We start from the raw sequence: 26,311 nt of genomic DNA, 5'->3' as shown, positions 1-26,311 counted from the left end.
CCGCTCTCCGCCCCGTTTTTCTCCTCCTCGCTGGAGTCACCATGGGCTCCCCCTCGCTCGAACTCACGGGTGCCGCCACCGCGTTGCTGCTCCGGACCACGGGGCTTGTCTTCCTCCCCTCGGGGCTCGCTCCCAGTGGTGACACGCAGGCGCGGGAGCAGGGCCTGGAGGCCCTGGAGGCGGACCTCGCGGGGGTGGGCTACACGCTGGATGGCAAGCTGAGGGAGGCGCTGCTCGCGCTGCCCACCGAGGTCATGGCGGCGTCCGGCCGCTTCATCTACGACAACTGCGCGGCGCTCCTGGGCTCGAACCGGCCCTTCGTCCCCTTGTTCCGGAACTTCCCCGAGAGCGTGCCGCACGACACCCAGCACCTGTACGTGCAGCGGATGCTGGGGTGGTTGTTTCAGTCCCCCGAACAGCCGTGCATCCACTGTGGTGCGCAGGGCACGGTGCGGGCGCTGTCACCGTGTGCCCATCTGGTCTGCGAGCGGTGTTTCAATGGGCACGACTACAGCGCGTGTCCCATCTGCCACCGCCGCCTGTCGCCGTCGGAGCCGTTCCTCAAGCCCACGGAGCTCAAGGACACCGGGTTCTTGTATCAGCAGACCGCCGGCCGGCTGACGCGGCTGTCGCTGGGCACCGACCCGGAGGCCGCGGCGAGTCAGGTGCTGCGGCGCCTGGTGTCCCGGTCCTCGGTGTTGCATCCGCGCGAGACGATGTTGTTGCAGATGTTCGTCTCTTCCTTCGGTGTGCGCATCCTGGAGTGGCTCCCGCCGCGCATCCCGGTGAAGGAGACGCTGGCGTGCGTCATGGGGACCCTGCTTCGGGATGCCCGGACGGCGGGCGACGTGCTGGCCAGCGCCGCGGCCCATGTGAAGACGGCCACGGATGTGCTCCGGGTGCTCGTCGCGTGGGCGGGCGGCAATCCCGACCTCACCGCCAAGGTGCCCCTGAAGAGCCCTCCGCGTCCGGTCCGGCGCGCCGTGCTGCGGATGTTGGAAGGCCTCTCCCTGTTGAATCTCACCGAGGACCTCCGGCGCCACCGGGACCTGTGGAAGGCCCAGGCGAAGCTCCTGCACGTCTTCGAGGAGTGGCCGCGCCATCCGAAGGTCGCGCTCGCGTTCGCCGTTCTGCGTGAGACGGTGTTGGTGCCGGAGACGCCGTTCGGCGCGGCGGCGCTGGCGCTGGCCCGCGAGCACCCGGCGGCCTTCGGCCGAGTGGAAGTCGACGGAGGGCTCCGCCTCTCCTTCTATTCCTGGGCCTCGCAGGTCGAGATGGCGCTGGAGCGCCGAGATGTCCGCGGCGCGCTGCGGCTGCTGCGGCAGCGGCCCGGCGAGCTGCTGCGCCGGTTGGACCATGTGAGCCGCCTGTCCGTGGCGCAGTCGGGCTCCGCCTCGCTCGCCCCGGAGTTGCTCGCGGCGCTCGACGCCGTGCTGCCTCGGGCCGCGCCGGGGCTGTTGCTCACTCTCGTGGCGCACCTGCGTCAGCGGCACCAGCCGTTCGCACGGCGCGTGTTCTTCCCCAAGGGCGAAGCCACCCACGCCTGGGGCATGGAGGACCGGCGTCCCTTGCTCCCCGGTGACGTCATTGGCCAGTTGGTGGCGCCGCTGGAGCGGGAGCTGCTGCGCCGGGCGGAAGCCCTCCCGTCCTTTCCTCGAGCCGTGCTCGACGAGTCCCTGGGCGACCTGCTCGTGCCGCTGGCGGAGAAGACGGCCTCCCGGGCGCTCGTGGCGGTTCCGCGTGGAAGCGTGCTGCCGCTGCCGGAAGGGAAGACCTTGCGCTTCTTCGTCCACTGGACGGAGCCCAAGGGCGTCCGGGTGGACCTGGACCTGTCGGTGGCCTTCTACGACAAGGACTGGTGGTTGGTGGACCTGTGTGACTTCACGAACCTGCGCCTGGAGGACGACGCCGCGGTGCATTCGGGGGACGTCACGTCCGGGCCGCTGCCGCTGGGCGGCGCCGAGTTCCTGGATGTCCATGCGCCGCGGCTGCTGGCGCGGGGCGTGCGCTACGCCATCCCGGTGGTGTTCTCCTTCAACAGCGTCTCGTTCGACCGGATGGAGGACGCGTTCGCGGGCTTCATGGTCCGGGACGGGGAGGGCGGACCGCACTTCGATGCTCGCGCGGTGGAGCAGCGCTTCGACCTGCAAGGGAGCGCGAAGATTTCGGTGCCGCTGGTCATCGACCTCGCCGAGAAGCAGCTCCGCTGGGTGGACGTGAAGGTCCCTCCCGAGGATGGCTTCCAGAGCGTGCGCAGGTCGCGGGGCGAGCTCGCGCACCTGGGCAAGGACACCCTGGCCTATTTCGGCTCCGGTGCCCGTCCCACGCTCTGGGAGCTGGCCTGCCTCCATGCCGCCGCGCGCAGCCGCACGGTGCAGGTCCGGCGCCGGGATGGCTTCGTGTCCGTCCTGAAGCGGGCCGCTGACGAGGACACCGCCGGCTTCCTGCGGCGGGTGCGGGCCATGGAAGCGGACGCCACCGCTCCTCGCTTCATGCCCGGCACGGCGCCCACGTTCTTCGCGGGGCAGGAGGACATGCCCGCGCTCCCTGCCGGCAGTGAAGGCTACGCGCTGCGCTTTCGCCATACCTCCGCGCAGGACGTCACCCGCCTGGCCGCGGGCGACCTGGTGGCGGCGTTGAAGGCCTGACGCGGCGCTGGAGGGCTGCCGCACAGGGGGGCCCTCCGGGTGGACTTTCACGGGGAGGACGGAAGGTGCGATAGTCCTGAGGGCAACGAATGCCTTCAGGGGAGCGACTGACATGCCTTTGTACTACGTGCAGAACTTCACCTACGACGGTCCTGGCAGCTCGAAGATGTATGGCGCCATGGGGGCCCACAACCACGACCAGTCCAATCAGTTCACCAAGGACTGTATCGCCTATCTGCAGGCCATCGGCTGCGTGAACGTGAAGGAGACGGGGAGCTTCGCGAGCAACCAGGCCGAGCCGCTCCAGGGCAAGGAGATGCGCTGGGACGTCCTTCAGAGCAAATGGGTGAAAGCCTAGTCAGACGCAGGGGCGTGCCTCGCTCTCCGGGCTGAGGCGCGCCACACGTTAGAACCCCCGGAGCAGGGGCCGGCCGTGGGACAGGCCGGGCCAGGGAATGGCCATGGCGACGAACAGCATGGCCAGCAGGAGCCCCACGGCCCAGGTGCGGTGCCGGGTCCGGGAGGGGGCCTCCCGCCGCGTCATCGCGGAGGCCGCATGCGCCGCTGTCAGGGCCAGGAGCATCAGCAGCGGGTGCTCCAGTCCGAAGAATCGCAGGTGGCCCACGGACATGCTCGTCTTCAGCGCGTCCAGGCTCCGCGGGGTGATGGGGCTGAGCGCGAAATAGAGCGTCATCCCCAGCAGCATCTGGAGGTCGAAGGCGGAGACGAAGGCGAGCTGGAGCCCGCGGTCGCCCGGCGTCCAAGCCTTTCCGCGCGCCCACCCGAGCAGCGCCTTCACCAGCGCGAGCACGCCCACCACCACCACCGCCCAGCGCAGCCAGGAGTGGAGGAGCAACACCACTGAATAGAGCATGGGCGCCTACCCTTCCTTCTTCGCGGGCATCGCCTCAATCCAACGCTGGATGAGCGCCCGGCCCTGTTCGTCCACCACGCGGGTGCCCAGCGGCGGCATCTGGAGGGCGTCCCCGCGCTGGCTCATGCGGTGGAGCAGCGAGCTGCGTTTGACGTCGCCCGGGGCGACGCGCTGCGAGGTTTCTCCGAACAGGCCCCCCGTCTGGACGAAGGCCTTCACATTCACGGACGTGCGCCAGGTGTCCGTCGCCTGCACGGTGCCAAGCTCCTCCGCTTCCAGGCGCAGGTGCAGGCCGGAGCCGCTGCCCAGCGCCATGCGGTTGTCGCTGTGGCATGACACGCCGCAGTTCATGTGCAGGTAGCCCAGGGCGGCCTGCTCCGCCGGCGTGCCAGGGATGCGGGGCGCCTTCGCGGGGGGATGGCTCAGGCGTCCCTCCTCCACCAGCTTCGCCAGCGTGAGGCCGCGGGCGCCGTCATGCGCCAGCGCGATGGCCTCGAAGCCGAGCACCTCGTCGCCGCGCCCCTTGTGACAGGACTGGCAGGCCAGTTGGCTGGGGATTTCGTAGCCCTCCGTGCCGGGCACGTCCCTCTCGCCGCCGGTCAACTCGAGCGCCGTCTTCCCGTCGTCGCTCCACCGGTAGGTGGTGCGCAGCCAGCCTCCCTTGGGGCGTTTCCAGAGGAAGCGCGTCTCGATGCGCCGCCCCTTCCAACTGAACTCCTTCCAGAGCTTCGTGCCCACCGGGAAGCGCCACTCGTCGCTCTTGGACGTGTCCACCTGCGTGCCGGGCGGCAGGTAGATGAAGCGCGCCTTGTCCAGCCCGTCGCTCCAGAGCTGGAGGCCGGGCTCGTAGGGGCGGACCTCGGGCGGAAGCGCCTTGGTGGCCCAGCCCGTGCCGCCCTCGCCGTAGAGGCCCGTGCATGCCAGGTGCTCGAGCCCCCGGCACTGGATGCCCCCATCGGCTTCCTTCCAGCCCGCGTCGGTGGGCGTCTTGGTGCACCCTCCGGCGGACAACGTGATGCTGAGCAGCAGCGCACTCCAGCGTGGCGCGGACATCGGACCTCCTGACACCTTCACCCTACAGGGCTGGCCGCCGCGTTTCGTGCGTCTTGCTGACGCACCCCGCGGCGCTCACTTGGGAACGGGGTACTTGGCCAGCTTGCGTTGCAGGCTGCGCCGTTGGATGCGCAGGAGCCGGGCGGCCTGGGAGATGTTGCCCCCACAGTCGGCCAGCACCCGCTGGATGTGCTCCCACTCCGCGCGCGCCAGTGAGGGCACCTCGTGGGTGAGCGCGGCCTCCTGCCCGGAGGGGAGGGTGGCGCCCGCGAAGGCGAGCAGGATGTCGTCCACGTCCGCGGGCTTGGCCAGGTAGTGCGTGGCGCCTCGCCGCACGGCCTCCACCGCCGTGGCGATGCTGCCGTAGCCCGTCAGCACCACGACGGTGGTGTTCGCGTCCAGCGCCTTCAGCTCGCGCACCAGCTCCAGGCCGGAGCCGTCGGGCAGGCGCAGGTCGACCACGGCGTAGCGCGGGCGCAGCGTCCGCGCGGCCCCGAGCGCCGCCTGCGTGGTGGCCGCGCCCTGGGCCTGGAAGCCGTGCCGCACGAAGGCGCGCACCAGGCGTTCGCGGAAGCGCTCGTCGTCGTCGACGACGAGCACCGTGGCGGAGGCCTCAGCCGGTGACGGTGACATGGACCGGCTCCCTCCGCAGCGGCAGCTCCAGCGTCGCGCGCGTCCCCTGGCCCTCCTCGGAGCTGAGCTCCAGGCGGCCTCCACACAGCTCGGCGTAGGTCTGGGTGAGGAACAGACCCAGGCCCATGCCCTGGCCCGCGGGCTTGGTGGTGAAGAAGGGCTCGCCCAGCCGGGGTAGCAGCTCGCGGGGGATGCCGGTGCCCTGGTCCTCCACGACGAAGCGCAGGCGGTCCGTCTCGCGGTGCGCGGACACCACGACAGGCGCCTGGGCGCCTTCGCTGGCCTGCAGCCCGTTGCGCACCAGGTTCGTCAGCACCTGCACCAGTCCCCGCACGGGACACCAGAAGGGCTGGTTTGGGCCGGGCTCGAGCCGGAGGCGGGCCTGGTCGGCGGCGCCGAGCTGTTCCTGGATGCGCGCGAGCACGTCGCCCGGCGTCGTCTGTTCGGGCACCTCGCCCAGCGTCTGGCCGGCGCGGGCGCTCATGCGCTCCAGGATGTCCCGGCAGCGCTCCACCTCGTCCCGGATGAGGCGGGCGTCCTCCAGGGCTTCCTGGGGGGCCTCCAGGATGAGCGCGTCCAGCTCATTGGCCGCGATGGCGATGGTGCCCAGCGGCGTGCTCAGCTCGTGCGCCGCGCCGGCCGCCAGCGTGGACAGCGACGCCAGCTTCTCCGCGCGCGCCGCCAGCCGCTGCGTGCGCGCCAGCGCGGCCTGCCTGTTCCTCAGCGCGGCGGCCACGCGGGCCACGACGAAGGCGATGATGAGCGCGGTGAGCGTGAAGGCGACCCACATGCCCACGACGTGGAGCGAGTCCAGGCCGTGGGCACCCGGCGGATTCACCGAGTCCGGCAGCGGGACGTGGAAGGCGAAGAGGCTGGAGGCGCCCAGCACGGACAGCAGCGCGATGAGCACCGTCCAGCGGGGCCCCAGCACGATGGCCGCCAGCGTCACGTGGACGAGGTACAGCATGCTGAACGGGTTGGCCGGCCCTCCGGACAGCGCGAGCAGGCCGGTGAGCAGCACGGTGTCGAACGCGAGCACGGCGCCCAGCAGCCCGGGGCGGACCTCGGGCTCGCGGCGGAGCCAGAGCGCCAGCAGCAGGTTGGACACCGCCGTCATGGCCACCAGGGCCAGCAGCGGCGTCACGGGGAGCGCCAGCCCCAGCCCCCGCGCCGCGACACCCACCGTCAGCGCCTGGCCGGTGACGGCGTGCCAGCGCAGGCGGACCAGCCAGCCGAGCGCGATGTCGCTGGAGGACAGCCGCGCCGCCATGTCCTCGGGCGAGCGCTGGAAGGTGGAGCGCGGCGGGCGCGAGCCCAGGGTGTCGGGCGGCGCACCTGCGTGGGTCGGCGCGGTGGACACCGGCTCGTCATACCCCGGCGGTGGCCGGGGCGTGTGCGTCAAGTTGACGCATTGGCCCGCTGGGCGTGCCCCTGGAGCGTGCCACGCAGCCGGGAGATGTCCCGCGCGGGCGGCGCGCCGAACAGGCGGCTGTACTCCCGGTTGAACTGGGACGGGCTCTCATAGCCCACGGAGTGTCCCGCCGAGGCCGCGTCCAGCGCCTGCCCCAGCATCAGCCGCCGCGCCTCCTGGAGGCGCAGGTGCTTCTGGTACTGGAGCGGGCTCATGGCGGTGAGGCTCTTGAAGTGGTGGTGGAGCGCGGAGGTGCTCATGTGCGCCACGCGCGCGAGCTGCTCGATGCGCAGCGGCTCCGTGTAGTGGTGCTTGAGCCAGGTGATGGCCCGGTTGACGGAGTCCAGCCGCTCTCCGGCCAGCGCGATGTGCCGCAGGCGCGCGCCGTGGTCGCTCGCCAGCAGCCGGTACACCATCTCCCGGATGAAGAGGGGCGCCAGGAAGGAGATGTCCCGGGGCGAGTCCAGGAGGCGCACGAGCCGCGTGGCCGCATCGAGCAGGGCCGGCTCGGCCGGACTCAACGACATGCCCGGCCCCCGCGGCTTGGGGCCGGAGGGCTCCAGCGCGGCCTCCAGCATCACGGCGCTGAGCTGCCCCGGGTCCAGGTCCACGCGGAGGCACAGGTATGGCGACCTGGGCGTGGCCTCGATGACCTGCCCCGTGACGGGGAGGTCCACGGAGACGACCAGGCACTGCTCCGGGCCGTAGACGAAGAGCTCGTCGGCGAGCAGGACCTGTTTGCGGCCCTGCGCGACGATGCACAGCGCAGGTTCATGCAAGGCATGCAGCGGCTCGCTCGGCCGGGCGGCGCGAATCAGGAACACGCGCGGGATGGCCGTCGGGTGGATGCCGTCCGCGGGCGTGTGCCTCTCCATCAGGCGTGCCAGCTCGGCCGGAGGGGAGGAGGAGGGGAGTGCCAGCATCGTGGGGTGGAGCGTACGCCGCCCCTGCCGCCGGGGCAGGGGGATTCACCCATCCGTGCAGGATTGGGCAAGAACCCGGCAGCATTGGCGTACTGCTCGCGGGGCGCCAGCGCGCAGATTGCGCTCATCCACATCGCAGTCACGAGGCGCATCCACATGTCTGGAATTGAAGGAAAGGTCGTTGCCATCACCGGAGCGAGCAGCGGAATCGGGGAGGCGACCGCTCGCCTGCTCGCGCGGCGCGGGGCGCACGTCGTGCTGGGCGCGCGCCGGACGGACCGGCTGGAAGTCCTGGTGGCCGCCATTCACGCGGAGGGCGGCTCCGCGCGCTACCGGAAGCTGGACGTCACGAAGCGGGAGGACGTGGCGTCCTTCATGGACTTCGCCCGCGCCGAGCACGGCCGCATCGACGTCATCATCAACAACGCGGGCGTGATGCCGCTGTCCAGGCTGGACGAGCTCAAGGTCGACGAGTGGGACCGGATGATTGACGTCAACCTCCGCGGCGTCCTGCACGGCATCGCCGCGGGGCTGCCCATCCTGAAGGCGCAGCGCTCCGGCCAGTTCATCAACGTCTCCTCCATTGGCGGCCACCTGGTGGTGCCCACGGCCGCCGTGTACTGCGCGACCAAGTACGCCGTCATCGCCCTCTCCGAGGGGCTGCGCCAGGAGGTCGGCGGTGACATCCGGGTCACCGTCATTTCACCGGGCGTGACGACGTCCGAGCTGGCCGACACCATCTCCGACCCGGGCGCGCGCGAGGCCATGCGCGAGTACCGGAAGGTGGCGATTCCACCCGAGGCCATTGCCCGGAGCATCGCCTTCGCCATCGAGCAGCCCGACGACGTGGACGTGAACGAAATCATCGTCCGGCCCACCGCCCAGCCCTGACGGAGGGTGACACCGCGGGACGGGGCCTCGCGCGGCTCCGTCCCGCTGTGCGCGGTATGCCGAGCCAGCGCGCCTTCCTCGTCTGAGCGCATGCCTTGACATCGTCACGCGGCCGGGTTTCATATGGCCTTGTTCCGATATTGAGAGTGATTCTCAGTAGCGCTTTGTTCCGAGGAGAACATGGCGGTCTCGACCCTGCTCATCCTGCTGGGCATCGCCGTGCTCCTGTCCGTCACGGCCCGCGCTCCCCAGAGCGTCCTGACGCGTCACCGTGGGTGGGCGCGCGGCGTGGGCGCCGTGGCGTGCCTGGTGGGCGTGGCCGTGGGCGTGAAGGCGCAGGGGCCCGGCGTGGGGCTGACGACGGCCACGGTGGTGGTGATGCTGGCCACGCCGGTGCTGGCGCTGTGTGGGCCGCTGTGGCCGCGCGCCACGCGGTGGGCGGTGCCGCTCAGCGCGGTGGGGCTGGTGCTGGCCTGGGTGGGGACGCGCTGATGGCTCAGAAGCATGAACATGGCGCGGCGCGCATCAGCGCCGCGGTGACGGTGGCGCCCGCGGCCGCGGTGCTGGCGACGCTGGCGCTGGCGGCGGTGCTGCCCGCCTCCCTGGACGTCCGGTACCTGCTCGCCTACCTCGTCGCGTTGCCGGCCATGGCCGCCGCGGCGTGTCTGGCGCTGCTGGCCCGGAGCGGCGCGCGGGCCTGGGCGGGCTCGGCGCTGGTGGCGGTGGTGTCGTCGGTCATCCTGGTGCTCACGTGAAGCTGTCTCCCCGGTCGTACTCCATCCTCTGGGACGCGCACGCCTGGGCGGGCGTGCTGTCGTCACTGATTCTCTTCGTGCTCTTCTTCCTGGGCTCCTTCGCGCTCTTCGCGGAGGAGCTGGCGCCGTGGCAGGAGCCCACGTTCCGGGCGCCCATCGCGGTGCCGGAGGCGCAGGCCGTCCAACTGGCCCAGACGCTGGCGGAGGCGGAGACCGCGGCGAAGCCCCTCTGGTTCGGCATCTCCCTGCCCACCGCCGAGGAGCCCTGGATGCGGCTGTGGCGCATGTCGCCCGACGGCGCCATCCACTCCACCTGGTTGGACCCGGTGTCCGGCCAGCAGCTCGGCGAGCGCAGCGACCTGGGCGAGTTCCTCAACGCGATGCACTTCCTGGAGCCGCTGCCCTTCGGCAAGTACCTGGCGGGAATCGCCTCCGGGGTGCTGCTGCTGCTCGTCGTCACCGGCGTGCTCCTCCAACTGGGGCGGCTGGCGCGGGAGTTGGTGCAGTTCCGCCCGGAGACGTCACGCCGGGCGCTCTGGTCGGACGCGCACAAGGTGATTGGCGTCATCAGCTCGCCCTTCCTCTTCGTCTTCGCCCTCACCGGCGGAATCCTCTGCCTGTCGGACTGGTACTCGCCGGCGGTGGTGTCCTCCGCGCTGGACGGTGACGCGAACGCCATCGAGGTGGCCGTGGACTGGCCCACGCCGCCCGCGCCCTCCGGACAGCCCGGCGGCCCTCCCGACCTGGCCCAGGCGCTGGCGCTGGCCAAGGCGCGCTTCCCCCAGTCGGAGCACAGCTGGTTCTTCTTCGACCACCTGGGCGACGCCAACGGCACGGTCCATCTTCCGGGAGAGATGGAGGGCTCGCTGCACGCCTTCACGCACCTGCGGGTGGCACGTGACGGTGAGGTCCTCTGGTCGCGGGAGACGGGCGGCGGCACGCTCTACACGCAGGTGATGGACCCGCTGTACGGGCTGCACTTCGCGACCTGGGCCGGCTTCCCCGCGAAGGTGCTCTACGCGCTGCTCTCCTGGCTGATGGCGTTCGGCATCCTCGCGGGCAACCTGCTCTGGCTGGAGCGGCGGCGCCTGCAGGGCAAGAGCCGCTTCGACACCGTGCTCGCGAAGCTGACGTCGGGCGTGTGCGCCGGGCTCCCGGTGGCGGTGGCGGTGCTCTTCCTGGCGAACCAACTGGTGCCCGCGGAGCTGGCGGACCGTCCCCGGTGGGAGCACGCCGCCTTCTTCGTGGCCTGGGCGCTGTGCGTGGCCTTCGCGTGGGTGGGCGGCGCTCCCGCCGGGTCCGCCCAGCGCCTGCTCCTCCTCGCCAGCGCGGGGCTCTTCGCCGTGCCCTTCATCGACGCGGCCCGGATGCAGCGGCTCCCCCTGACCGCGGACTCCGCGTTCGTGCTCGCGACCGAGCTGGGGCTCTTCCTGCTCGCGGCGCTGCTGGCCGGCGCGGGCCACGCCATCTCCCGACTTCAGAAGAAGGCCCCGACGGCGATGCCCGCCGCGGTGCCCGCCTGAGACCACGCTGTACCCTTCTTGGAGAAGCCCATGCGCAAGCGCAGCTGTCTGGCGACTGCATCCACCTCGTCCCTCATCCTCCTCGCGGCCTCGCTGACCGCGTGCGGCTCGTCGGACCCGGAGCCCACGCCGACCCCCGATGAGACGGAGACCGGGCCGGTGTACAGCCTGGCCACGTCCGTCTTCGGGCAGTCCGGCTCGGCCACGTACGTGAGCGTGTTCAACTCGCTCGACGTGACGAGCATCGACCTGGAGCAGGCGAGCGAGCACTCCGGCTTCGCGACGATTGGCGCCGTGGACGGCAAGCTCTTCGTCGGCGCGGGCGAGGCGCCCGAGCTCACCCGGTACACGGTGTTCGACAGCGGGCGCTTCCAGGAGTCGGGGCGTATCAGCTTCGCCAACTATGGCCTGACGACGGCGCCGCTGTACCACAACCACTTCGTGGACGGGACGTCCGCGTACATGCAGTTGGAGGAGTCCCGGCGCATCGTGTGGAACCCGGAGGCGATGACCATCTCCGGCCCGGTGGAGTCGCCGGGGCTGGTGACGGAGCGCGACGGGCTGGTGGTGAAGGCCAGCTTCGACCGCGGCGTGGTGGCGCATGGCGGCTACTCGTTCCAGCCCTTCTACTGGACGGACGCCAACTACTACCGCTTCTCCCCCAGCTCGCAGATTGCCGTCTACTCCCACGCGGATGACAGCCTGGTGGAGCTGCTGGAGGCGCCGTGCCCGGGCCTGGACGTGGCCACGAAGGACGAGAACGGCAACATCTACTTCAGCAACTGGGTGTTCAGCGCGGGCGCGCCCGTGGTGGACGACACCGCCCCGGAGACCTGCGCGGTGCGCTTCAATGCGAACACGCGCGCCATTGACGGGGACTGGGAGCACTCGCTGTCGTCCATGGTGGGCGGGCGCCAGACGGCGGCGTTCCGGTACCTGGGCAACAACGTGGGCGTGGTGGCGGCCTTCCATGACGACAGCCCGACGCTGAGCGAGGCGCCGACGGCGGCCGACGTCACCAACGGCATGCACTGGAAGCTGTGGCAGGTGAACGTGGAGACGGGCGAGGGCGCGCCCATTGAAGGCCTGGATTGGATTGCGGGCGGCTACTACGCCTTCACCATCGAGGGGCGGACCTTCCTGCTGCTGCCCACCGCGGACTACGCGTCCACCGCCGTGTGGGAGCTGAACGGCAACGGCACCGCGGTGAAGCGCTTCGAGACGCTGGGCTGGGCCTACCAGTTCGTGAAGGTGCGCTGAGCCCGCCGTCCCCGGTGCCGCCCGCGTGTGCATGACGCGGGCGGCGCCGTGCTTCAGTACTCCACGGTGGCCTTGAGCCAGCCCGAGCGGCCGGGCCGCTGGACGCCGAAGAAGTCGAACAGCCTCGCGTCGGTGAGGTTGTCCAGCTCGGTGCTGAGGCCCAGCGAGAAGCCGTTGAGGCGGACCTTGTAGCCAACCCCCGCGGCCTGGGCGAACTGGCTGTCGATGGTCTCCTTCGTGCCGGCCGCGCCCAGGCCGCCCCAGTTGCGGAAGAAGCCGTGGACGTAGCGCGCGGTCCAGAAGGGGGACAGCTCGTCCTCCGCGGTGGCCACGCCCCGCAGCGACAGGCGCGCGGTGGCGTTGAAGAGGAGCCAGGGCCGGTTGGGCAGCCGCTGCCCCTCGAAGGCGCCGAAGGTGCCCTGGCTGGACGTGTTGCGGATGTCCTGGAAGGTGGCGTTGGCGTCCACGTGCAGCCAGCCGCCTGGAGCGCTCCAGCCCGTCGCGCCCTCGATGCCCAGCGCCCGCGCCCCGTAGACGTTCTGGTACGTCCAGTCGCGCTCCCTGCCGGCGAGCATGATGAGGTCCTGCGCGAGCCGGGCGAAGCCGTTCAGCTCTCCCCGGAACACGCCCAGCCGGGTGCGCAGGGGCGCGGTGGCCAGGCCCGCGTTCACGTTGTGGCTGGTCTCCGGCGCCAGGTCCAGGTTCTCCCGGACGAGGACGCCGTTGCCGAACAGCTCGTCCATGCGCGGCAGCCGCGTGGCGCGCTCGTAGCTGACCTTGACGTAGATGGGCTCGGCCACGCGCAGCCGGATGGCCGCGCCGCCGCCGAGCTGATGCAGGTCGCGGTCCTTGCTCAGCCACGCGCCGGTGGGTTGAAGCTGCTGGGCCCGGGCCGCGTAGAGGTAGTCCTTGGCGAAGACAATCAGCTCCAGCGCGTCGTTGAAGGCGTTGAGCTGGTACTCCAGGCCAGTGACGGCGGTGAGGATGTCCCGGTCCGCGGAGAGCGGGTCCGCGTCACTGGGGCTGGCCAGCCGCCGCTCCTCGCCGGTGCGGCGGGAGAGGGTGGGCGCGAAGGCGAGCCGCAACGTCTGCGTGGGCGTGAGCGCCCAGCTCGCGTTGGCGCGGCCGTAGAAGGACTGCTGCCACAGCGTCTGGTCCGTGGCGTCGCCGCCCAGCTCGCCCGCTTCCCGCCGCTCGCGCACGCGGTTGCCGAACCAGTCGTAGACCCACGGGGACGTGTCCTGGAAGTCGGTGGCCTGCCACGCGTAGCCGGCCAGCGCGTCGAAGCGGACCGCGTCGGTGAAGGCCTTCTCGTAGAGGAGCTGGGTGCCGGCCGAGGTGGCGCCGTAGCGCGCCTCGCCGAAGGGGCCGCCGCTCATCACCTGGTTGTGCTGGAGGTCCTTGTCGAAGCCGGAGCCGAAGACGCGCAGGGCGACGCGGTCCGCCCAGCCGGCCTGCTCGAAGCCGGCCTCGAGCCCGCCGCCCAGCGCCTGGTAGCCGTCATGGAAGCGCTTCACGGTGACGTCGCGAACCTGCCCGCTGTCGTCGGCGTCCTCCACGTCCACCCGGTAGTCGTTCCGGGTGGTGTCCGCGAAGAGGTGGGCGCGCGTGTAGAAGCCGTGCTCGGCGGGCCGGTAGCCGCCGCCCAGCGTCAGCCGGTACGTGCCGAAGGCGCCACCCTGGAGCGACACGGCGCCATGGGCCCCTTGTTGGAGCGGCGCGGTGGTGAGGTTGACGGCGCCGCCCAGCGCGTCGGCGCCGAAGCGGGAGGGCACCACGCCCCGGTAGATTTGAATCGAGTCGACCAGGTTCACCGGCACGTTGGCGAAGCCGAAGGGGTAGCCGGAGAGGTCCAGGGGCACGCCGTCCAGGAAGAAGCGAATCTGGTCGTCCGTCAGCCCGTTCAGGGAGAAGCGGATGGTGCTCCCCAGGCCGCCGCTGCGGCGCACCTCCACGCCCTCCTGCGCCGCCAGCACCTGGCCCATGTCCACCGAGCGGGCCCGCGCCCGGGTGGTGCTGACCACGCGCACGGCCTCCGCGGACTGGCGCCGCCGCTCCGCCTCCGAGCGCCCGGACACCGTGGTCTCCAGCGTCTTCTCCTCCGGGGGCGGCGGCGCGGGCGCCTCCGCCCGCGCGGGCGGTGGCGCGGGCTCGGGCGCGGCTTCAGGCGCTGGCGGGACGGCGGAGGCGGCCGGGTCCAGCCGGAACGCGTGGAGCAGCTCAATCTGGCAGGCGACCGGCTCCCCGCCCACGCGCGCGGGCTCGAAGCGGAAGGAGCGGCTGGCGGTGCGAATCGCCTCGTCGAAGGCCTCTCCCGCAGAGCGCACCACCTCCGACTCCGTCACCACGCCGTGCTCGTCGATGGTGAGGCGCAGGAGGACGTCCGCCTCGCGCCCCGCGGCCAGCTCCGCCGCCGGATAGGGCACGTCGACGCTGTCGATGCGGCTGGGCGGCTGGACCTGTGAGGGCGCGGTTTCGGAAGGAGCGGGCGGCGCCGCGGGCGCCGGCGCCGCGGGAGACGCCGAGAGCAGCAGGGCGAGCGAGGTGAATGCCGAGAACATCCGCAATCCAGTTTTTGGTTTTGCGTCGCAGTCTCAACCGAGGCGCGAGCCGCTTATCGAGGATTGCGACTGGCCGGTCAAGGCGCGGCGCCCACGGCAGCACCGTGAGTGCGGCTCCCTCGGAGAGGGCCTGTTCGCGACGAACAGGGGCCTGGGTCGCGATTGACAGCGCGTCTTGAATTTCAGTAATCGAGAAAAGACTGTATGTGAGGAAAGGCTCGAAGTCAGGGAGTGTTGTCATGAAGCTGGGAGCTGGAACGCTGCTCTGCGCCATCGCCACGGTGTTGGCGGTGTCGAGCGCGAGCGCACAGCCCATCACGGGCGTGTACCGCGGTGAAATCTACGACGTGCCCAACCTCATCAACGCGTACTCCGCCTGGCTCGGGTACGAGCTGCCCATGGGGCAGGGGCACCAGCCGAAGGACAACTGGGGCAACATCGAAAACCCGTCCTGGCAGTTGAACGCCTGGGGCGCGTGGGTGAAGGCGAAGGCGGGCCGCCGCCTCAACTACTCCGTGTCCATGTTCCCCTCCGGGCAGGGCTCGCTGGCGACGTGCGCGACGGGCGCCTACGACTTCCGCTTCCGGAACCTGGCCAACAACATGGCCAACGCGGGCCTGCAGCGCAGCATCATCCGCGTGGGCTGGGAGTTCAGCGGGAGCTGGATGCCCTGGTACTCCGGCAACGGCCAGCAGGCGAACTTCGCCGCGTGCTTCCGCCGCATCGTGACGGCCATGCGCACGGCGCAGCCCAATGCGGGCTTCGAGTTCGACTGGAACCCGAACTACGACATCTCCGCCGCGGACCTCACGGCGACGTACCCGGGTGACGCGTACGTCTACACGTCCAACTGGTCCCAGACGCTGCTGTACCGGAACGACACGACCTTCACGGCGGACTGAGTGAAGGCCGGTGTGGCCCCTGCTTCACGTGGGAGGGGCCACGCCGGTGTGCCGTGACCTGCGGGCTGCCTCATCGCGGGGATGAGGCAGCCCGTTTCTTCTTCCGGCTCAGGCCCGCGCCACGCGGATGCGCGCGGGCAGGCCGTTGAGGCTGACCTCCTCTTCCTGGCCGGTGAGGCCCTCGGGGCCCACGAGGACGCTGGAGGCCAGCGTCTCCCGCGCAATCAGCTCCCGCGCCTCGTCCGTGACGCGCTTCACGCGCGCGTCGCCGTCCACCCAGAGCTGGATGCGGTCCGTGTAGCCCAGCTCCAGGTCCTTGCGCGCGCCCTGCACGCGGGCGAGCAGCTCGCGCACCAGGCCCTCGTCCACCAGGGCTTCGGTCAGCTCGGTGTGCAGCACCACCACGCCCACGCCCATGCCCGCGGCGGCGTAGCCGGGGTTGGCCTCCACCAGCGTCTCCAGCTCCTCGGGCGTGAAGACCAGGTCCTCGCCGGCCACCGTCAGGGCCACGCGGCCCGTCTGGAGCAGCTCGCGGTGCAGCGCGGCGCCGTCGCCCGTGTCGAAGGCCTTGCGCACCGGGGCCAGCTTGGGGCCCAGCCGCCCGCCCACCGCGCGCAGGTTGGGCCGGACGCGGAAGCGCACCACGTTGGCCTCGGGGCTGCCCGGGTCCACGAAGCGCACCTCGTGGACGTTCAGCTCGTCCGCGATGAGCGCTCTGTACACGGCCACGCGGTCCGTCAGCTCCTTGCGCGCCAGGATGACGTCCGCGCGCGACAGCGGCTGGCGCACCTTGAGGCGGTTGTCCGTGCGCACCTTGAGGCCCAGGGAGACCAAATCCCGCACCGCGCCCATCTCCGCCGCGAGCCCCTCGTCGATGAGGGCCTCGTCCACCGTGGGGAAGCGCGCCAGGTGGACGCTCTCCGGCTGGGACGTGGGCCAGGGCTTGCGCACCAGGTTGCCCCACATCTCGTCGGTGAAGAAGGGGATGAAGGGCGCCACCGTCGCGGTGAGGGTGGTGAGCGCCTCGTAGAGGGTGAAGTACGCGTCGTGCTTGTCCTGCTCGAAGCCCGGCGCCCAGAAGCGCGAGCGGCTGCGGCGCAGGTACCAGTTGGACAGCGCGTCCACCAGCGCCACCAGCCGCTGGGCGGCGTCGTAGACCTGGTAGGTCTCCAGCGCGCGGGTGACGTCGCGCAGGGTGAGGTGGACCTCGGACAGAATCCAGCGGTCCAGCACCGGCCGCGCCTTCACCTCGCGCCAGCCCTGGCTGCGGCGGATGGCCTCCCACGGCGCGTCGGCCGCGTCCGCGTTGCCCGCCGCGGGGTTGAAGCCGTCGATGTTCGCGTAGATGGTGAAGAACGAGTAGACGTTGCGCAGCTTGACCTGGAAGTCCTTCTGCAGCAGCCGCACGTTGCTCAGCGAGTGCCGCGTGTTCGACCAGGTGGGGCTGGCCGCGTAGAAGAACCAGCGGAACGCGTCCGCGCCCGGCGCCTTGGCGGCCGGGTCCTTCACCACGACGCGCTCGGCGGGCGCCAGCCGGGGCACCTCCACCGGCATGACGCTGGCGCCGCGCGCGGAGGGCGCCACGCCCAGCGCCTGGAGCTCCGCGGGCGCCAGCAGCACCACGCGGCGCTTGAGCTTCTTGTGGGCCTTCACCGTGGCGGTGATGGACACCTCCGGGCGGTCCGGGCGGAAGAGCTGCACCCGGGCGCCCTCCTGGATGTCCAGGCCCTCCAGGTCCTCGCGGGCGATGAGCGCCACGCCGGGCTCGCCGGGCACGCCCGCCTCCGCGGCCGTCAGCACCGCGAAGTCCATGCGCACGTCGTCCAGGATGATCTCCGGCGGCGTGTAGTTGCCCTTGGACTTGGACTCCTTGCGGCCCTCCTTGTCGGAGACGTGGCCCAGCACGATGCAGCTCTTGTAGGGCTGCGGCCAGCCGCGCCTGGGCGTCAGGCCGATGCGCGCCTGCGTCTCCTCGTCGAAGAGGAGCGTGCTCACCATCAGCAGCGAATAGAACCAGCCGCGCGTCTGGTCGATGGCCTCGGAGATGAAGTCCGCGGGGAAGGCGCGGTTGAAGATTTCGCGCGAGCCCGGCGCGTGCGGGAAGCCCCACTGCGCGAAGGGCATGCAGCCGGAGTCGAACCACACGTCCACGACCTCGGGGACGCGCCGGAACTGCCCCGGGGTGCCGGGCTTCTCGAACGTCACCTTGTCAATCCACGGCTTGTGGACGATGAGGTGCTTCGCGTTGGCCTCGTGCGGCTTGCCCTCGAGGAAGGCGTTCAGCTCCGCCTCCACCGCGGCCAGGTTGTTGCCCGGCTTCTCGCGCAGCGCCTGGAGCGAGGAGATGGCCTCCACCTCGCCCGTCTCCGAGTGCACCCACAGCGGCAGCGGCGTGCCCCAGTAGCGCTCGCGGGACAGGGCCCAGTCCACGTTGTTGGCCAGGAAGTCGCCGAAGCGGCCTTCCTTGATGTGCTCGGGCACCCAGTTGACGGCGCGGTTGTTGGCGATGGCCTCGTCCTTCACGGACGTGGTGCGGATGTACCAGGCGGGCCGGGCGAACTGGATGAGCGGGTCGTCGTCCGCGCGCCAGCAGAAGGGGTACTCGTGCTTGTACTGCTCGGTGAAGAGGACGAGCCCGCGCTCCTTCAGGTGGCGCTGGAGGTCCTTGTCCGCGTCCTTCACGAAGCGGCCGGCGACGAGCGGCACCTCGTCGGAGAAGGTGCCGTCCGGCTTCACCGCGCAGAACAGCTCCAGCGCGTCCGGCTGGGCGAAGCGGGCCATGTCCTTGCGGAAGGCCTCGTAGTCATCCTCGCCGAAGGCCGGGGCGATGTGGACGATGCCCGTGCCGCTGTCGAGCGTCACGAAGTCCGCGCCCAGCACGCGCCAGGCCTGCGCGTCCTCGCCGCCGTCCTTCAGCGGCAGCCGCGCCTCGCCCGCGCGCTGGTGGTACACGTCGAAGGGCGGCTGGTAGCGCCGGCCCACCAGGTCGCTGCCCTTCTGGGTGGCGAGCACCGGCAGCTCCGTCTTGAGCTTCTTCGCCAGGGCCTCGCGCAGCGCCGCGGCGACGATGAGCTTGCGCTCGCCGGCGTCCACGGTGACGTAGTCCACGTTGGGGTTGACGGCCGCGTACATGTTGGACGGCAGCGTCCAGGGCGTGGTCGTCCACACCACCAGCGCGGTGTCCGGCGCGTCGCGCAGCGGGAAGGCGACGTAGACGCTGGGGTCGTCCACCGTCTTGTAGCCCAGGCCCACCTCGGCGGCGCTCAGCGCGGTGCCGCCCTGCGGCCACCACCACACCACCTTGTGGCCCTGGTACAGCAGGCCCTTGCGGTGCAGCTCCGCCAGCGCCCACCACACGCTCTCCACGAACGGGCGGTGGTAGGTGACGTAGGCCTGGTTCAGGTCCACCCAGAAGCCGATGCGCTCGGTGAGCCGCTCCCACTCGGAGGTGTAGCGGAAGACGGACTCGATGCAGCGCTCGGTGAAGGGCTCCACGCCGTAGCGTTCAATCTCCGCCTTGCCGTGGATGCGCAGCTCCTTCTCGACCTCCACCTCCACGGGCAGGCCGTGGGTGTCCCAGCCGGCCTTGCGGGGGACGTAGTGGCCCGTCATCGTCTTGAAGCGGGGGAACAGGTCCTTGATGACGCGCGTCAGGACGTGGCCGTTGTGGGGGAGGCCGTTGGCGGTCGGCGGGCCCTCATAGAAGACGAAGCTGGGGGCACCCTCACGCGTTTCGAGCGTGCGCTCGAAGATGCGGCGGTCCTTCCAGAAGGCCTGGATGCGGCGCTCGTCGGAAGGGAAGTCCATCTCCGCGGGCACCGCATCGAACAGGGAAGGGGGCGTTTCAGGCATGGTGCGGTGCTTGATAGCACCGCCCACGCCGGGGATGGATGCCCGTCCTGGGGAATCAGTACAGCGGACAGATGAGCGGTCCGTTGCGCCCGCAGACGTCGCGCTCGATGTAGTAGCCCCAGTCCGGGCTGTAGAAGGCGTACATCGTCGGCTGGCCGGGACCGCACGACACGTACTGGGACCCGACCAGGCAGTGGAGGTCCGGGTCGTACTCCGGGTAGAGCGCCTGGGACGCGGACTCCGTCATGGCCGGCTCCGCGGAGGACTCGTCCATGGCTCCACCACAGCCAGCCGTCAGCAGGGCGGCAAGGCACATCAGGGCTGCGCGCTTCTGGGGCATGTGTCTCTCCTGTCCCCGGCGTGCGGTGCCGGGGGCGTCGACTCTAGGCAGCTCTGGACGGAATTGCAGGTTGTCCTTGTTGACGGCGTGAGACACGTTTTTCTAGCTTCTTGGGTGTCGAGAAACTCCACACCCCTGTAAGCGAGAACGACATGAAAAGGCTGCTGTGTGCCCTGGCGATGGCTGTCGTGGCGGGCTGCTCCGACGCGCCGTCCGGCCAGCCCGTGGAGCAGGAGGGCTTCCAGCTCCTCCAGCATGACGCGATGACGCTGGAGGCCACGTACGGCGCCGGCGGCGCGGTGGTGCGGATGTTGGCGGTGGAGACGCAGGCCAACGTCGTGGAGGTGACGTACGACTTTGGCGACCCCGTCATCGGGTTCCACATCGACTTCAATCAGGGCGTGGGCCAGTTCATGCCGTCGGGCAGCCCGCTGGACGCGTCCCAGTCGCACCTGCTGGCGTCGCTGCTGGAGGGGCTGGCCCACGCGATTCCGGAAGAGGGCCGCACCCGCGTCGAGGACGCCGCCGAGCGCCAGACGAGCTTCATGCAGATTGTCCCCGTGGGGGAGGTCCTCACGGCGTACGAGTACGTGTCCGAGCGCGGCTGGACGCACATCTCCTGCTCCTGTGGCCGGCAGTACATCGGCTCCGGCCACTACCGCACGGCGGGCAGGGGCTGCGGCTGCACCGGCGGCTCGGGCAATGGCTGCAAGGGCCGCTGCGGCCAGGGCTGCGGCGTCACCAGCCTGCCGCGCTGCGTGGGCACCACGGCCTACACGCAGGACTGCGCCAAGCACGACTACGGCCTGGGCAGCTTCGCGGCGGCGTCGGATGACTACTCCTTCGCGCGCAACAACTGTAGCTGCAGCGGCGTGGGTTCGTGCAGTTGAGCAAGCGGGTCCTGACAGGCGCGGCGCTGGCGCTCGCCGCCGGCCTGACGTTGGGCTGCAACCGGGCCTCGGGGCCCTGCCCGGACGGCGCGCGGCTCCAGGGGCGCGCGCCGCCCGACGGTGTCCTCCAGTGGTGCGCCCTGCCCGACGGCCAGAAGCACGGCCGTTGGGCCCAGTGGCACGCCACCGGGAAGCTGAAGACGGAGGGCCACTACGTCCACGGGAAGATGGACGGCCGCTGGGTCAGCTACTTCGAGGACGGCGTGAAGCAGCTCGAGGGGGACTACCGCGGCGGGCTCAAGCAGGGCCCGTGGACCCTCTACTATGAGGAGGGCCAGAAGAACCGCGAGGAGCTTCATGTGCCCGGCGCTGGCGAGGTGAAGTGGACCGCCTGGCGCTCGGACGGCTCGAAGTGGGCGGAGGGCACGCTGGTGGGGCACCGCTCGCACAGCGCCTATTCGGAGTGGCACCCCAATGGCGCGCTGGCCGTGCGGGGCCAGTACGAGAAGGGGGAGAAGACGGGTGAGTGGAAGTACTGGGACGTCGCGGGCAACGCCACGGACGTCCCGCAGGGTGACTTCGACAGCGAGTGACGTCACGCCCGTCGCGGTGGGGCTCCTGCTGGCGGTGGTGGCGTGCGGACCTCCCGACGTCCCCGCCGCTCAGGAGGCGTCCACCACGGCACGCGGCGCCGTGGTGGACGGCGCGCCCGAGCCGGGCTTCCCTGCGGTGGCGGCCATCGTCCCCGTCTCGCCCTTCTGTGGCGAGCCGGATGAGGCGGCGCCCGTCCTCTGCACGGGCACGCTGGTGGCGCCCCGGGTGGTGCTGACGGCGGCGCACTGCGTGGAGAACGCGGACGCGCCGCAGGTGTTCTCGGTGGTGTTCGCCGCCGAGACTGCCCAGGCGTCCGCGGCCCAGCGCGTCCCCGTGGTGGAGGGCCGGCTTCATCCCGCCTGGCGCCCGGGTGTGAGTGATGTGGGCGTGTTGATTCTCGCCGCAGATGCGCCGGTGGCGCCGCTGGCCTGGGACGCCGCGGCCTTTCCCGCTGACGCCGTGGGGCGCCTGGCGCGGGTGGTGGGCTTCGGCGTGGACGGGCAGGGCGTGTCGGGCCTGCGCCGCGGTGGGCTGGCCCGAATCACGTCCGTTGAAGCGGGCGCGTTCTCCATTGACGCGGCGCCCGCGATGTCGTGCGGCGGGGACAGCGGCGGTCCGGTGTTCATCGAAGAGGATGGCACCGAGCGCCTGGCCGGTGTCACCTCGTTCGGTGACCTCACCTGCACCACGGGGACGAACGCCCGCGTCGATGCGCACGCGGACTTCATCCGGGCCGTCATCGATGATGTCTCGCGCGCTCCGCCCATCCGGCCACTGCTGGACCCGGAGGTGGAGGTCTGCGCGCTGCGGTGTGAGGCGCATGCGGACTGTCCGGTGGGCATGGCCTGTGTGGCGCGCCCCGGCGGTGCCCGGAGCTGCGCGGTGGCGGGGCTCGAGGCGGGCCGCTTCGGGCCTGCCTGCACCCGCGCGCACGGCGAGCAACCGTGTGTGAAGGCGGGCTCGGCGTGCCGGCTGTGGCTGCCCTGTCTGGAGCCCCCCGAGGAGATTGTGGCGAGAGGCTGCGGCGTGGCCGGGTGCGGAGGCGGAGGTCTGCTCCCGCTGGTGCTCCTGGCCTGGGGCCGCATTCGTCACCCGTGGAGGCCGGGCGGCGCGAGGCGGAGGTAGCGCCCCCGGGGCCCGCTGGCTGCCGGCTTGCCCCTCTGGCTTGTTGTTAAACTAGGTGGTTTAGTATGGCCAGGAGGTCGTTATGGTCACTTCCATGGTTCAACAACAGTCCGAGCAGCTCGACGCGGTCTTCCACGCGCTCTCCGACCCGACGCGGCGGGAGATGCTGCGCAGTCTGTCCTCGGGGCCACGGAGCATTGGCGAGCTGGCGGCGCCGTTCAGCATGTCCTTCGCGGGCGCTTCCAAGCACGTCAAGACGTTGGAGCGGGCGGGGTTGGTGCACCGGAGCGTGGAGGGACGCACGCACCGCTGCAGCCTCGCGCCGGAGCCCCTGGCCGGCGCGGCCGACTGGCTGCGCTTCTACGAGCGCTTCTGGAGCGACCGGTTGGATGCCTTGGAGCAGGCGCTCCGCAAACCCGAGCGCGGCAGCACCCGGAAGGGCCCACGTCATGAGTGAGCTTCGCATGCGGCCCGCCGTTCACATCATCACCCTGGGCGTGGAGGATTTGCGGCGCGCCAGCCGGAGTCCACGAGGGGCCTCCGGCCGTGGTCCTGTCGCATGCGACGTCCACCCGCGAGGAGGTGGACGCCATCTTCCAGCGGGCGCGTAGGTCTCAGTAGGGCCAGAAGCGCACCGCGAAGGGGGCCGTGTCGGTCGAGCCGTCGTCGGCGCGGAGGCCCGTCACGCACATGGAGCCGTCTGCGGCGAGCCCGGCGGTGAGGGCCGCCTCGGTTCCCGGCAGGTTGGTGCGGTGTGTGCGCAAGACAGTCTTCCCATCCCCGGACAGGTGGATGAGGCCAATGCCATCCGTGCGGTCATCGAGGGTGATGGCCACGGCCAGGGCCAGCTCGCCTCCATGCAGGGGGCCCATGCCCACCAGCCGTTCCAGCGCAATGGGCGACCCCGACCAGTGGTTGAAGCTGATGCCGTCCTCGCCAAACGCCGTGTCGAGGCTCCCGCTGGCATGGAGCCGTGTCACCGCGCCGGTCAAGGGGCCTTGGGTGCCCGCGTTCCACTGCGCGGTGCCGCCCACCAGCACCTTGTCTCCGGCCAGGCGATGCAGGGTCCGCGGCGTGATGCGGGGCCAGTCCTCGAAGCCGCGATAGGTGAAGCTCGAGTCGGGCGTGCCATTGACGTTGTAGCGGCGCACGGCCATGCCATTGCGGCTGGCATTCGAGGTCCCTGCCACCACGATGCGGTCGTCGGCCTGGGTGATGACGACCAACCCGTCCTCGTCCTCGCCCAGGTCCTCCCAGGCCAGGCCATCCGAGCTGAAGGTCGTGTCGGCGGCGCCCGTGGGCGTCAGGCGCATGATGACGAAGTCCAGGTCATCGTGCCGCACGGTGCCGGCGCCGATGACGCGCCCCTGTGAATCCACCGTGATGGCGTGCAGGGCGGCGTTGGCCGTGGACGTCGTGCCGTTGACCGCGGAGAGCTGGAAGGTGCTCACGCCCATGTCACCGAAGTCGAAGTCCAGGATTCCCGCCGAGGTGAACCGGGCGAAGAGCAGGCTCTGGGCCTGCGGTCCCGAGCACCCGCTGGGCCCCGAGATGGCGCCTCCCGCGACGAGGATGCGCCCGTCGGACAGCACGGTGACGGCGTCCACGTAGTCATCACCGCCACAGACATCCAGGGTGACGGTGCCCTGGCTGCCGAAGTCCGGGTCCAACGTGCCATCCGCGAGGAGGCGGGCCACCAGGACGTCGCGCAGGCCCGTGGAGCCCGTGGCGCCCACCAGGACCCAACCGCCGTTCGGCTGCGCGGCCACGGCGTGGATGCGCACCGCCGGGTGGCCGAAGGCGGGCATCGCCACGCCATCAGCGCCAAACGACGCGTCCAGCGCCGCCGGGCCTGGCTCGATGACGAGGTTCATGGGGTGCTCGACGCGAGTCGCTCCGCTGCTCGCGACCAGCGTGACGGGCACCGTGCCGTAGCGGGCGAACTCCTCGACGGTGAGCGAGAGCTCGGCCGCGGACTCCGTTCCGGGGATGAGCGCGCTCGTCGCATGCACATGCGAGGGAAGCCCCTCGATGGCGAAGGACACGTCATCCGTGAACGAGGGCTCGCGGACGATGATGATGCCCAGCGCCACGCGTCTCTCCGGGATGAACCGGAGGGTCATTTCGGCCGGCGCTTGGAGCGTGAAGCCCGGCGTCGGCTCGCCCGCGTCAGGCGCTTCCGTCCCGGCATCCGTGCCCGCGTCGTTCGTCGGCGTCCCCGAGTCCGGCCGCTGGGTGCCCGCGTCGGGGCTGGGGATGGGGATGGGGGCCGGGTCTGGATCACAGCCCGTGGCGATGGGGGCCAGGCACAGGAGCATCAACGCCAGGAGCGGCTTCACGCGTGGCGAATGGGGTCCTCTCTCGTCGGAGGGACCGCTACGACGAGAATGCATGCTTTCGGTGACGGTCATATGCACCCGCCTCATAACACCACTGCGTCAGAGGTAGGTCCGAGGAGGAGTGGGCGGCGCAGGGCTGGGCGGGCAGGCCCTCATTGCAACGGCCGCCATCGGCCCCACTCATGAAGGAGGTATGGACTCCTTCATGAACGCCGCCGCCGTGCAGCGGCTTGAGGGGGGCTTCCAGCAAATTGGCGAGGTCTTCGGTGAGGAGAGTCGGCGCGGCTCGTTCGCCCTCTACGCCATGGGCCTGCTGGGCGAGGGGGAGCGTAGAAGCGTGGAGCCCATCGCCGCCCGCGCGTGTCCGGACCCCGAGCAGGTGGATGCCATGCACCCGCATCTGTTGCACTTCGCAGTGAGGCCCACATCCCCGCCGAGGTTGCCTTCCAAACCAAGCCCCAACTGGCGCTGCGAATGATTGAGCGGGCCGTGGAGGATGGAGCTGCTCCGGGCGTCCTCCTGGCGGACAGCACCTACGGCGACTCCAACAACTTTCGTGCGCGCCTTCGCGCGCTGGGCTTGCATGACGCAGTCGAGAGGGTCTGCCCCCCGAACTGGCGGAGCGTCCCGTAGGGGCGTGGGTGGTGTGTCATCAGGTGCGTCAAGGCCGCTTGTGGCAGTGCGTCAACGCGAGTGCGCGAGGCGCGCGGAGGGCATCGTCAGCACGGCCCGTACTTCGAGGCGACAGCGCTCCTGACACAGGAGGCTGACGCGCCCTCCCGCGACCACTTCCCATCATTTCGCCGGTCCGAAACGAAGTCGGTCCCCCTCAACCACCGTGCTCTGTAACGCATGGGCACACCCACGCCCCCCGGCGCTGTTACTCGTCGGAGGAGAGCGACAGCCCGTCCGCCGTCAGTCGCCGCGGTATGCGGTGTCGATGATGCCGACGCCCGCCGTGCCCTCCACGCGCAGTTCGACGCTCGTGCCCTGGGTGGCGGCCCGGGTGGCGCGCTCGAACAGGCTCAGGCGCTCGGCCTCGCTGTACTGGTGGCCGGCGGACGAGGCGCCCGAACCCAGGTAGTAGTATTTGCCGAGGGAGCTCCCTGTGCAGTTCGCTCCGGCGTTCACCTGCACGACCACGTAGCCCTGGCCGAAGAGGACGTTGGGTTGCTTGGTGTACGTCGCCTCGCAGATGTAGCCATTCACGTAAATCGGGGTCGCCAGTGCCGTGCTGGCAAACCCGACCGACATCATCACCGCCGAAACAACGATGGAAGCTCGCTTCATGGTGTTGTCCCCTGATGCTGCTTGGTTGAGGTTGAGGCCTCCGCGCCCAGGATGGGCGTGGGGCTCCGGAAACCGTCTCTGCATTTCCACGCGAAGTAACGCGCGAAACGGTATTTCTCCCTCACCTCCTGATGCAGCGGCGGTGTCAGGGGTTGATTTCAGCAGGGACATGTCGAGGTAGCGGCGGTCATCCCAAACGCCGCGTGCCTCGCAGGCGTCTGAGCAGATGGCGTGGCCAGAAGAACAGCGCCACCCCGCCCATGACGAGAAAGAGGATGACGAAGGGCAGCACGAGCACGCCGCCGACGAAGCCGGCCGCCATGCCGCCCAGGCCCCACCAGACGCCCTGGGAAAAGCCCAGGATGGCGCCGGTGAGGGTGCCCACGACCGCGCCCGCTAGGATACAGGGCTCGATGAGGTTCACGATGCGCCCCCACGTCGATGGCC

General features: G+C 70.7%; 23 protein-coding genes and 1 pseudogene. 13 read left to right on the top strand and 11 right to left on the bottom strand.

Going from position 1 to position 26,311, the window contains the following annotated elements; all coding sequences use genetic code 11:
• The first annotated feature begins 41 nt into the window (after positions 1–41).
• Positions 42–2,648: an MXAN_6230/SCO0854 family RING domain-containing protein gene (locus tag MYMAC_RS30095; RefSeq protein ID WP_095960561.1), complete on the top strand. Its 2,607-nt coding sequence runs from the start codon at positions 42–44 to the stop codon at positions 2,646–2,648.
• A gap of 112 nt (positions 2,649–2,760) precedes the next feature.
• Entirely contained in the window at positions 2,761–3,006 is a 246-nt protein-coding gene (locus MYMAC_RS30090; protein WP_095960560.1) for a hypothetical protein, read from the top strand.
• 48 nt (positions 3,007–3,054) lie between these two features.
• On the opposite strand, the gene MYMAC_RS30085 is transcribed toward MYMAC_RS30090, so the two are convergent.
• From MYMAC_RS30085 to MYMAC_RS30065, 5 genes are all read right to left on the bottom strand, one after another.
• Entirely contained in the window at positions 3,055–3,522 is a 468-nt protein-coding gene (locus MYMAC_RS30085; RefSeq protein WP_095960559.1) for a hypothetical protein, read from the bottom strand.
• Between the two features lie 6 nt (positions 3,523–3,528).
• On the bottom strand, positions 3,529–4,575 hold the full coding sequence (locus MYMAC_RS30080; RefSeq protein ID WP_095960558.1) for a hypothetical protein: 1,047 nt from the start codon (positions 4,573–4,575) through the stop codon (positions 3,529–3,531).
• A 75-nt stretch (positions 4,576–4,650) separates the two neighbouring features.
• Entirely contained in the window at positions 4,651–5,208 is a 558-nt protein-coding gene (locus MYMAC_RS30075; protein ID WP_095960557.1) for a response regulator transcription factor, read from the bottom strand.
• Positions 5,189–6,568, bottom strand: coding sequence for an ATP-binding protein (locus MYMAC_RS30070; RefSeq protein ID WP_095960556.1), 1,380 nt, complete (start codon positions 6,566–6,568; stop codon positions 5,189–5,191). Before MYMAC_RS30070 ends, MYMAC_RS30075 begins: the two co-directional genes overlap by 20 nt.
• Positions 6,569–6,606: 38 nt before the next feature.
• Positions 6,607–7,494 carry an AraC family transcriptional regulator gene (locus MYMAC_RS30065; RefSeq protein ID WP_239989095.1) on the bottom strand — a complete coding sequence of 296 codons (888 nt, stop codon included), beginning with the start codon at positions 7,492–7,494 and terminating at the stop codon, positions 6,607–6,609.
• A gap of 204 nt (positions 7,495–7,698) precedes the next feature.
• Between MYMAC_RS30065 and MYMAC_RS30060 the strand changes: the two genes are divergently transcribed.
• From MYMAC_RS30060 to MYMAC_RS30040, 5 genes are all read left to right on the top strand, one after another.
• Complete coding sequence (locus tag MYMAC_RS30060) at positions 7,699–8,433, top strand: SDR family oxidoreductase (RefSeq protein WP_095961735.1); 735 nt, start codon at positions 7,699–7,701, stop codon at positions 8,431–8,433.
• Between the two features lie 180 nt (positions 8,434–8,613).
• Positions 8,614–8,925 carry a hypothetical protein gene (locus MYMAC_RS30055; RefSeq protein WP_095960554.1) on the top strand — a complete coding sequence of 104 codons (312 nt, stop codon included), beginning with the start codon at positions 8,614–8,616 and terminating at the stop codon, positions 8,923–8,925.
• Positions 8,925–9,188, top strand: a complete 264-nt coding sequence (locus MYMAC_RS30050; RefSeq protein ID WP_013938124.1) for a hypothetical protein — start codon at positions 8,925–8,927, stop codon at positions 9,186–9,188. The genes MYMAC_RS30055 and MYMAC_RS30050 overlap by 1 nt, the downstream gene beginning before the upstream one ends.
• The gene (locus tag MYMAC_RS30045) at positions 9,185–10,711 is read left to right on the top strand and encodes a PepSY-associated TM helix domain-containing protein (protein ID WP_095960553.1); all 1,527 of its coding nucleotides are present in this window, start codon (positions 9,185–9,187) and stop codon (positions 10,709–10,711) included. Before MYMAC_RS30050 ends, MYMAC_RS30045 begins: the two co-directional genes overlap by 4 nt.
• A gap of 30 nt (positions 10,712–10,741) precedes the next feature.
• Positions 10,742–11,971: an MxcI gene (locus MYMAC_RS30040; protein WP_095960552.1), complete on the top strand. Its 1,230-nt coding sequence runs from the start codon at positions 10,742–10,744 to the stop codon at positions 11,969–11,971.
• 53 nt (positions 11,972–12,024) lie between these two features.
• On the opposite strand, the gene mxcH is transcribed toward MYMAC_RS30040, so the two are convergent.
• Positions 12,025–14,532, bottom strand: coding sequence for a TonB-dependent siderophore myxochelin receptor MxcH (gene mxcH, locus MYMAC_RS30035; RefSeq protein ID WP_095960551.1), 2,508 nt, complete (start codon positions 14,530–14,532; stop codon positions 12,025–12,027).
• 239 nt (positions 14,533–14,771) lie between these two features.
• Between mxcH and MYMAC_RS30030 the strand changes: the two genes are divergently transcribed.
• On the top strand, positions 14,772–15,434 hold the full coding sequence (locus MYMAC_RS30030; RefSeq protein WP_239989094.1) for a hypothetical protein: 663 nt from the start codon (positions 14,772–14,774) through the stop codon (positions 15,432–15,434).
• A 108-nt stretch (positions 15,435–15,542) separates the two neighbouring features.
• Here the strand turns inward: MYMAC_RS30030 and ileS are convergent, their stop codons facing one another.
• Positions 15,543–19,286: an isoleucine--tRNA ligase gene (ileS, locus tag MYMAC_RS30025; protein WP_095960550.1), complete on the bottom strand. Its 3,744-nt coding sequence runs from the start codon at positions 19,284–19,286 to the stop codon at positions 15,543–15,545.
• Between the two features lie 55 nt (positions 19,287–19,341).
• Positions 19,342–19,626, bottom strand: coding sequence for a hypothetical protein (locus tag MYMAC_RS30020; protein WP_043710348.1), 285 nt, complete (start codon positions 19,624–19,626; stop codon positions 19,342–19,344).
• Between the two features lie 152 nt (positions 19,627–19,778).
• Here MYMAC_RS30020 and MYMAC_RS30015 point away from each other — a divergent pair, with 152 nt between their 5' ends.
• The 4 genes from MYMAC_RS30015 to MYMAC_RS30000 all read left to right on the top strand — a co-directional run bounded on the left by MYMAC_RS30015 (position 19,779) and on the right by MYMAC_RS30000 (position 22,692).
• Complete coding sequence (locus MYMAC_RS30015) at positions 19,779–20,516, top strand: hypothetical protein (protein ID WP_095960549.1); 738 nt, start codon at positions 19,779–19,781, stop codon at positions 20,514–20,516.
• On the top strand, positions 20,507–21,109 hold the full coding sequence (locus tag MYMAC_RS30010) for a toxin-antitoxin system YwqK family antitoxin (protein ID WP_095960548.1): 603 nt from the start codon (positions 20,507–20,509) through the stop codon (positions 21,107–21,109). The genes MYMAC_RS30015 and MYMAC_RS30010 overlap by 10 nt, the downstream gene beginning before the upstream one ends.
• Positions 21,090–22,235, top strand: coding sequence for a S1 family peptidase (locus MYMAC_RS30005; RefSeq protein WP_239989093.1), 1,146 nt, complete (start codon positions 21,090–21,092; stop codon positions 22,233–22,235). Before MYMAC_RS30010 ends, MYMAC_RS30005 begins: the two co-directional genes overlap by 20 nt.
• A gap of 82 nt (positions 22,236–22,317) precedes the next feature.
• On the top strand, positions 22,318–22,692 hold the full coding sequence (locus tag MYMAC_RS30000) for an ArsR/SmtB family transcription factor (protein WP_013938134.1): 375 nt from the start codon (positions 22,318–22,320) through the stop codon (positions 22,690–22,692).
• Between the two features lie 157 nt (positions 22,693–22,849).
• Here MYMAC_RS30000 and MYMAC_RS29995 read toward each other — a convergent pair whose 3' ends face one another.
• The gene (locus tag MYMAC_RS29995) at positions 22,850–24,574 is read right to left on the bottom strand and encodes a hypothetical protein (RefSeq protein ID WP_275663035.1); all 1,725 of its coding nucleotides are present in this window, start codon (positions 24,572–24,574) and stop codon (positions 22,850–22,852) included.
• A 205-nt stretch (positions 24,575–24,779) separates the two neighbouring features.
• Between MYMAC_RS29995 and MYMAC_RS29990 the strand changes: the two are divergent.
• Positions 24,780–25,168 (top strand): annotated as a pseudogene (locus MYMAC_RS29990) (transposase); the annotation flags it as partial.
• 321 nt (positions 25,169–25,489) lie between these two features.
• Here MYMAC_RS29990 and MYMAC_RS29985 read toward each other — a convergent pair.
• Together MYMAC_RS29985 and MYMAC_RS29980 are read right to left on the bottom strand one after the other, a co-directional pair.
• Positions 25,490–25,864 (bottom strand): hypothetical protein, encoded by a 375-nt coding sequence (locus tag MYMAC_RS29985; RefSeq protein WP_043710350.1) that lies wholly within the window; start codon positions 25,862–25,864, stop codon positions 25,490–25,492.
• Positions 25,865–26,051: 187 nt separating this feature from the next.
• Complete coding sequence (locus tag MYMAC_RS29980) at positions 26,052–26,288, bottom strand: hypothetical protein (protein WP_095960545.1); 237 nt, start codon at positions 26,286–26,288, stop codon at positions 26,052–26,054.
• Positions 26,289–26,311: the final 23 nt, after the last annotated feature.

This window comes from Corallococcus macrosporus DSM 14697, from assembly GCF_002305895.1.
In the GTDB taxonomy this organism is placed as follows: Bacteria; Myxococcota; Myxococcia; order Myxococcales; family Myxococcaceae; genus Myxococcus; species Myxococcus macrosporus.
Note: the sequence above shows the minus strand (reverse complement) of the source record. Positions and strands in the feature narration are given on the sequence as shown.

Bases quoted from the DNA above. Each gene is read 5' to 3' on its own strand.
- MYMAC_RS30015 (WP_095960549.1), top strand. From the start codon at position 19,779: ATGAAAAGGCTGCTGTGTGCCCTGGCGATGGCTGTCGTGGCGGGCTGC.
- MYMAC_RS30085 (WP_095960559.1), bottom strand. From the start codon at position 3,522: ATGCTCTATTCAGTGGTGTTGCTCCTCCACTCCTGGCTGCGCTGGGCG.
- mxcH (WP_095960551.1), bottom strand. From the start codon at position 14,532: ATGTTCTCGGCATTCACCTCGCTCGCCCTGCTGCTCTCGGCGTCTCCC.
- MYMAC_RS29985 (WP_043710350.1), bottom strand. From the start codon at position 25,864: ATGAAGCGAGCTTCCATCGTTGTTTCGGCGGTGATGATGTCGGTCGGG.
- ileS (WP_095960550.1), bottom strand. From the start codon at position 19,286: ATGCCTGAAACGCCCCCTTCCCTGTTCGATGCGGTGCCCGCGGAGATG.
- MYMAC_RS30075 (WP_095960557.1), bottom strand. From the start codon at position 5,208: ATGTCACCGTCACCGGCTGAGGCCTCCGCCACGGTGCTCGTCGTCGAC.
- MYMAC_RS30080 (WP_095960558.1), bottom strand. From the start codon at position 4,575: ATGTCCGCGCCACGCTGGAGTGCGCTGCTGCTCAGCATCACGTTGTCC.
- MYMAC_RS30055 (WP_095960554.1), top strand. From the start codon at position 8,614: ATGGCGGTCTCGACCCTGCTCATCCTGCTGGGCATCGCCGTGCTCCTG.
- MYMAC_RS30040 (WP_095960552.1), top strand. From the start codon at position 10,742: ATGCGCAAGCGCAGCTGTCTGGCGACTGCATCCACCTCGTCCCTCATC.
- MYMAC_RS30065 (WP_239989095.1), bottom strand. From the start codon at position 7,494: ATGGAGAGGCACACGCCCGCGGACGGCATCCACCCGACGGCCATCCCG.
- MYMAC_RS30000 (WP_013938134.1), top strand. From the start codon at position 22,318: ATGGTCACTTCCATGGTTCAACAACAGTCCGAGCAGCTCGACGCGGTC.
- MYMAC_RS30060 (WP_095961735.1), top strand. From the start codon at position 7,699: ATGTCTGGAATTGAAGGAAAGGTCGTTGCCATCACCGGAGCGAGCAGC.
- MYMAC_RS30030 (WP_239989094.1), top strand. From the start codon at position 14,772: ATGAAGCTGGGAGCTGGAACGCTGCTCTGCGCCATCGCCACGGTGTTG.
- MYMAC_RS30020 (WP_043710348.1), bottom strand. From the start codon at position 19,626: ATGCCCCAGAAGCGCGCAGCCCTGATGTGCCTTGCCGCCCTGCTGACG.
- MYMAC_RS30090 (WP_095960560.1), top strand. From the start codon at position 2,761: ATGCCTTTGTACTACGTGCAGAACTTCACCTACGACGGTCCTGGCAGC.
- MYMAC_RS30095 (WP_095960561.1), top strand. From the start codon at position 42: ATGGGCTCCCCCTCGCTCGAACTCACGGGTGCCGCCACCGCGTTGCTG.
- MYMAC_RS30050 (WP_013938124.1), top strand. From the start codon at position 8,925: ATGGCTCAGAAGCATGAACATGGCGCGGCGCGCATCAGCGCCGCGGTG.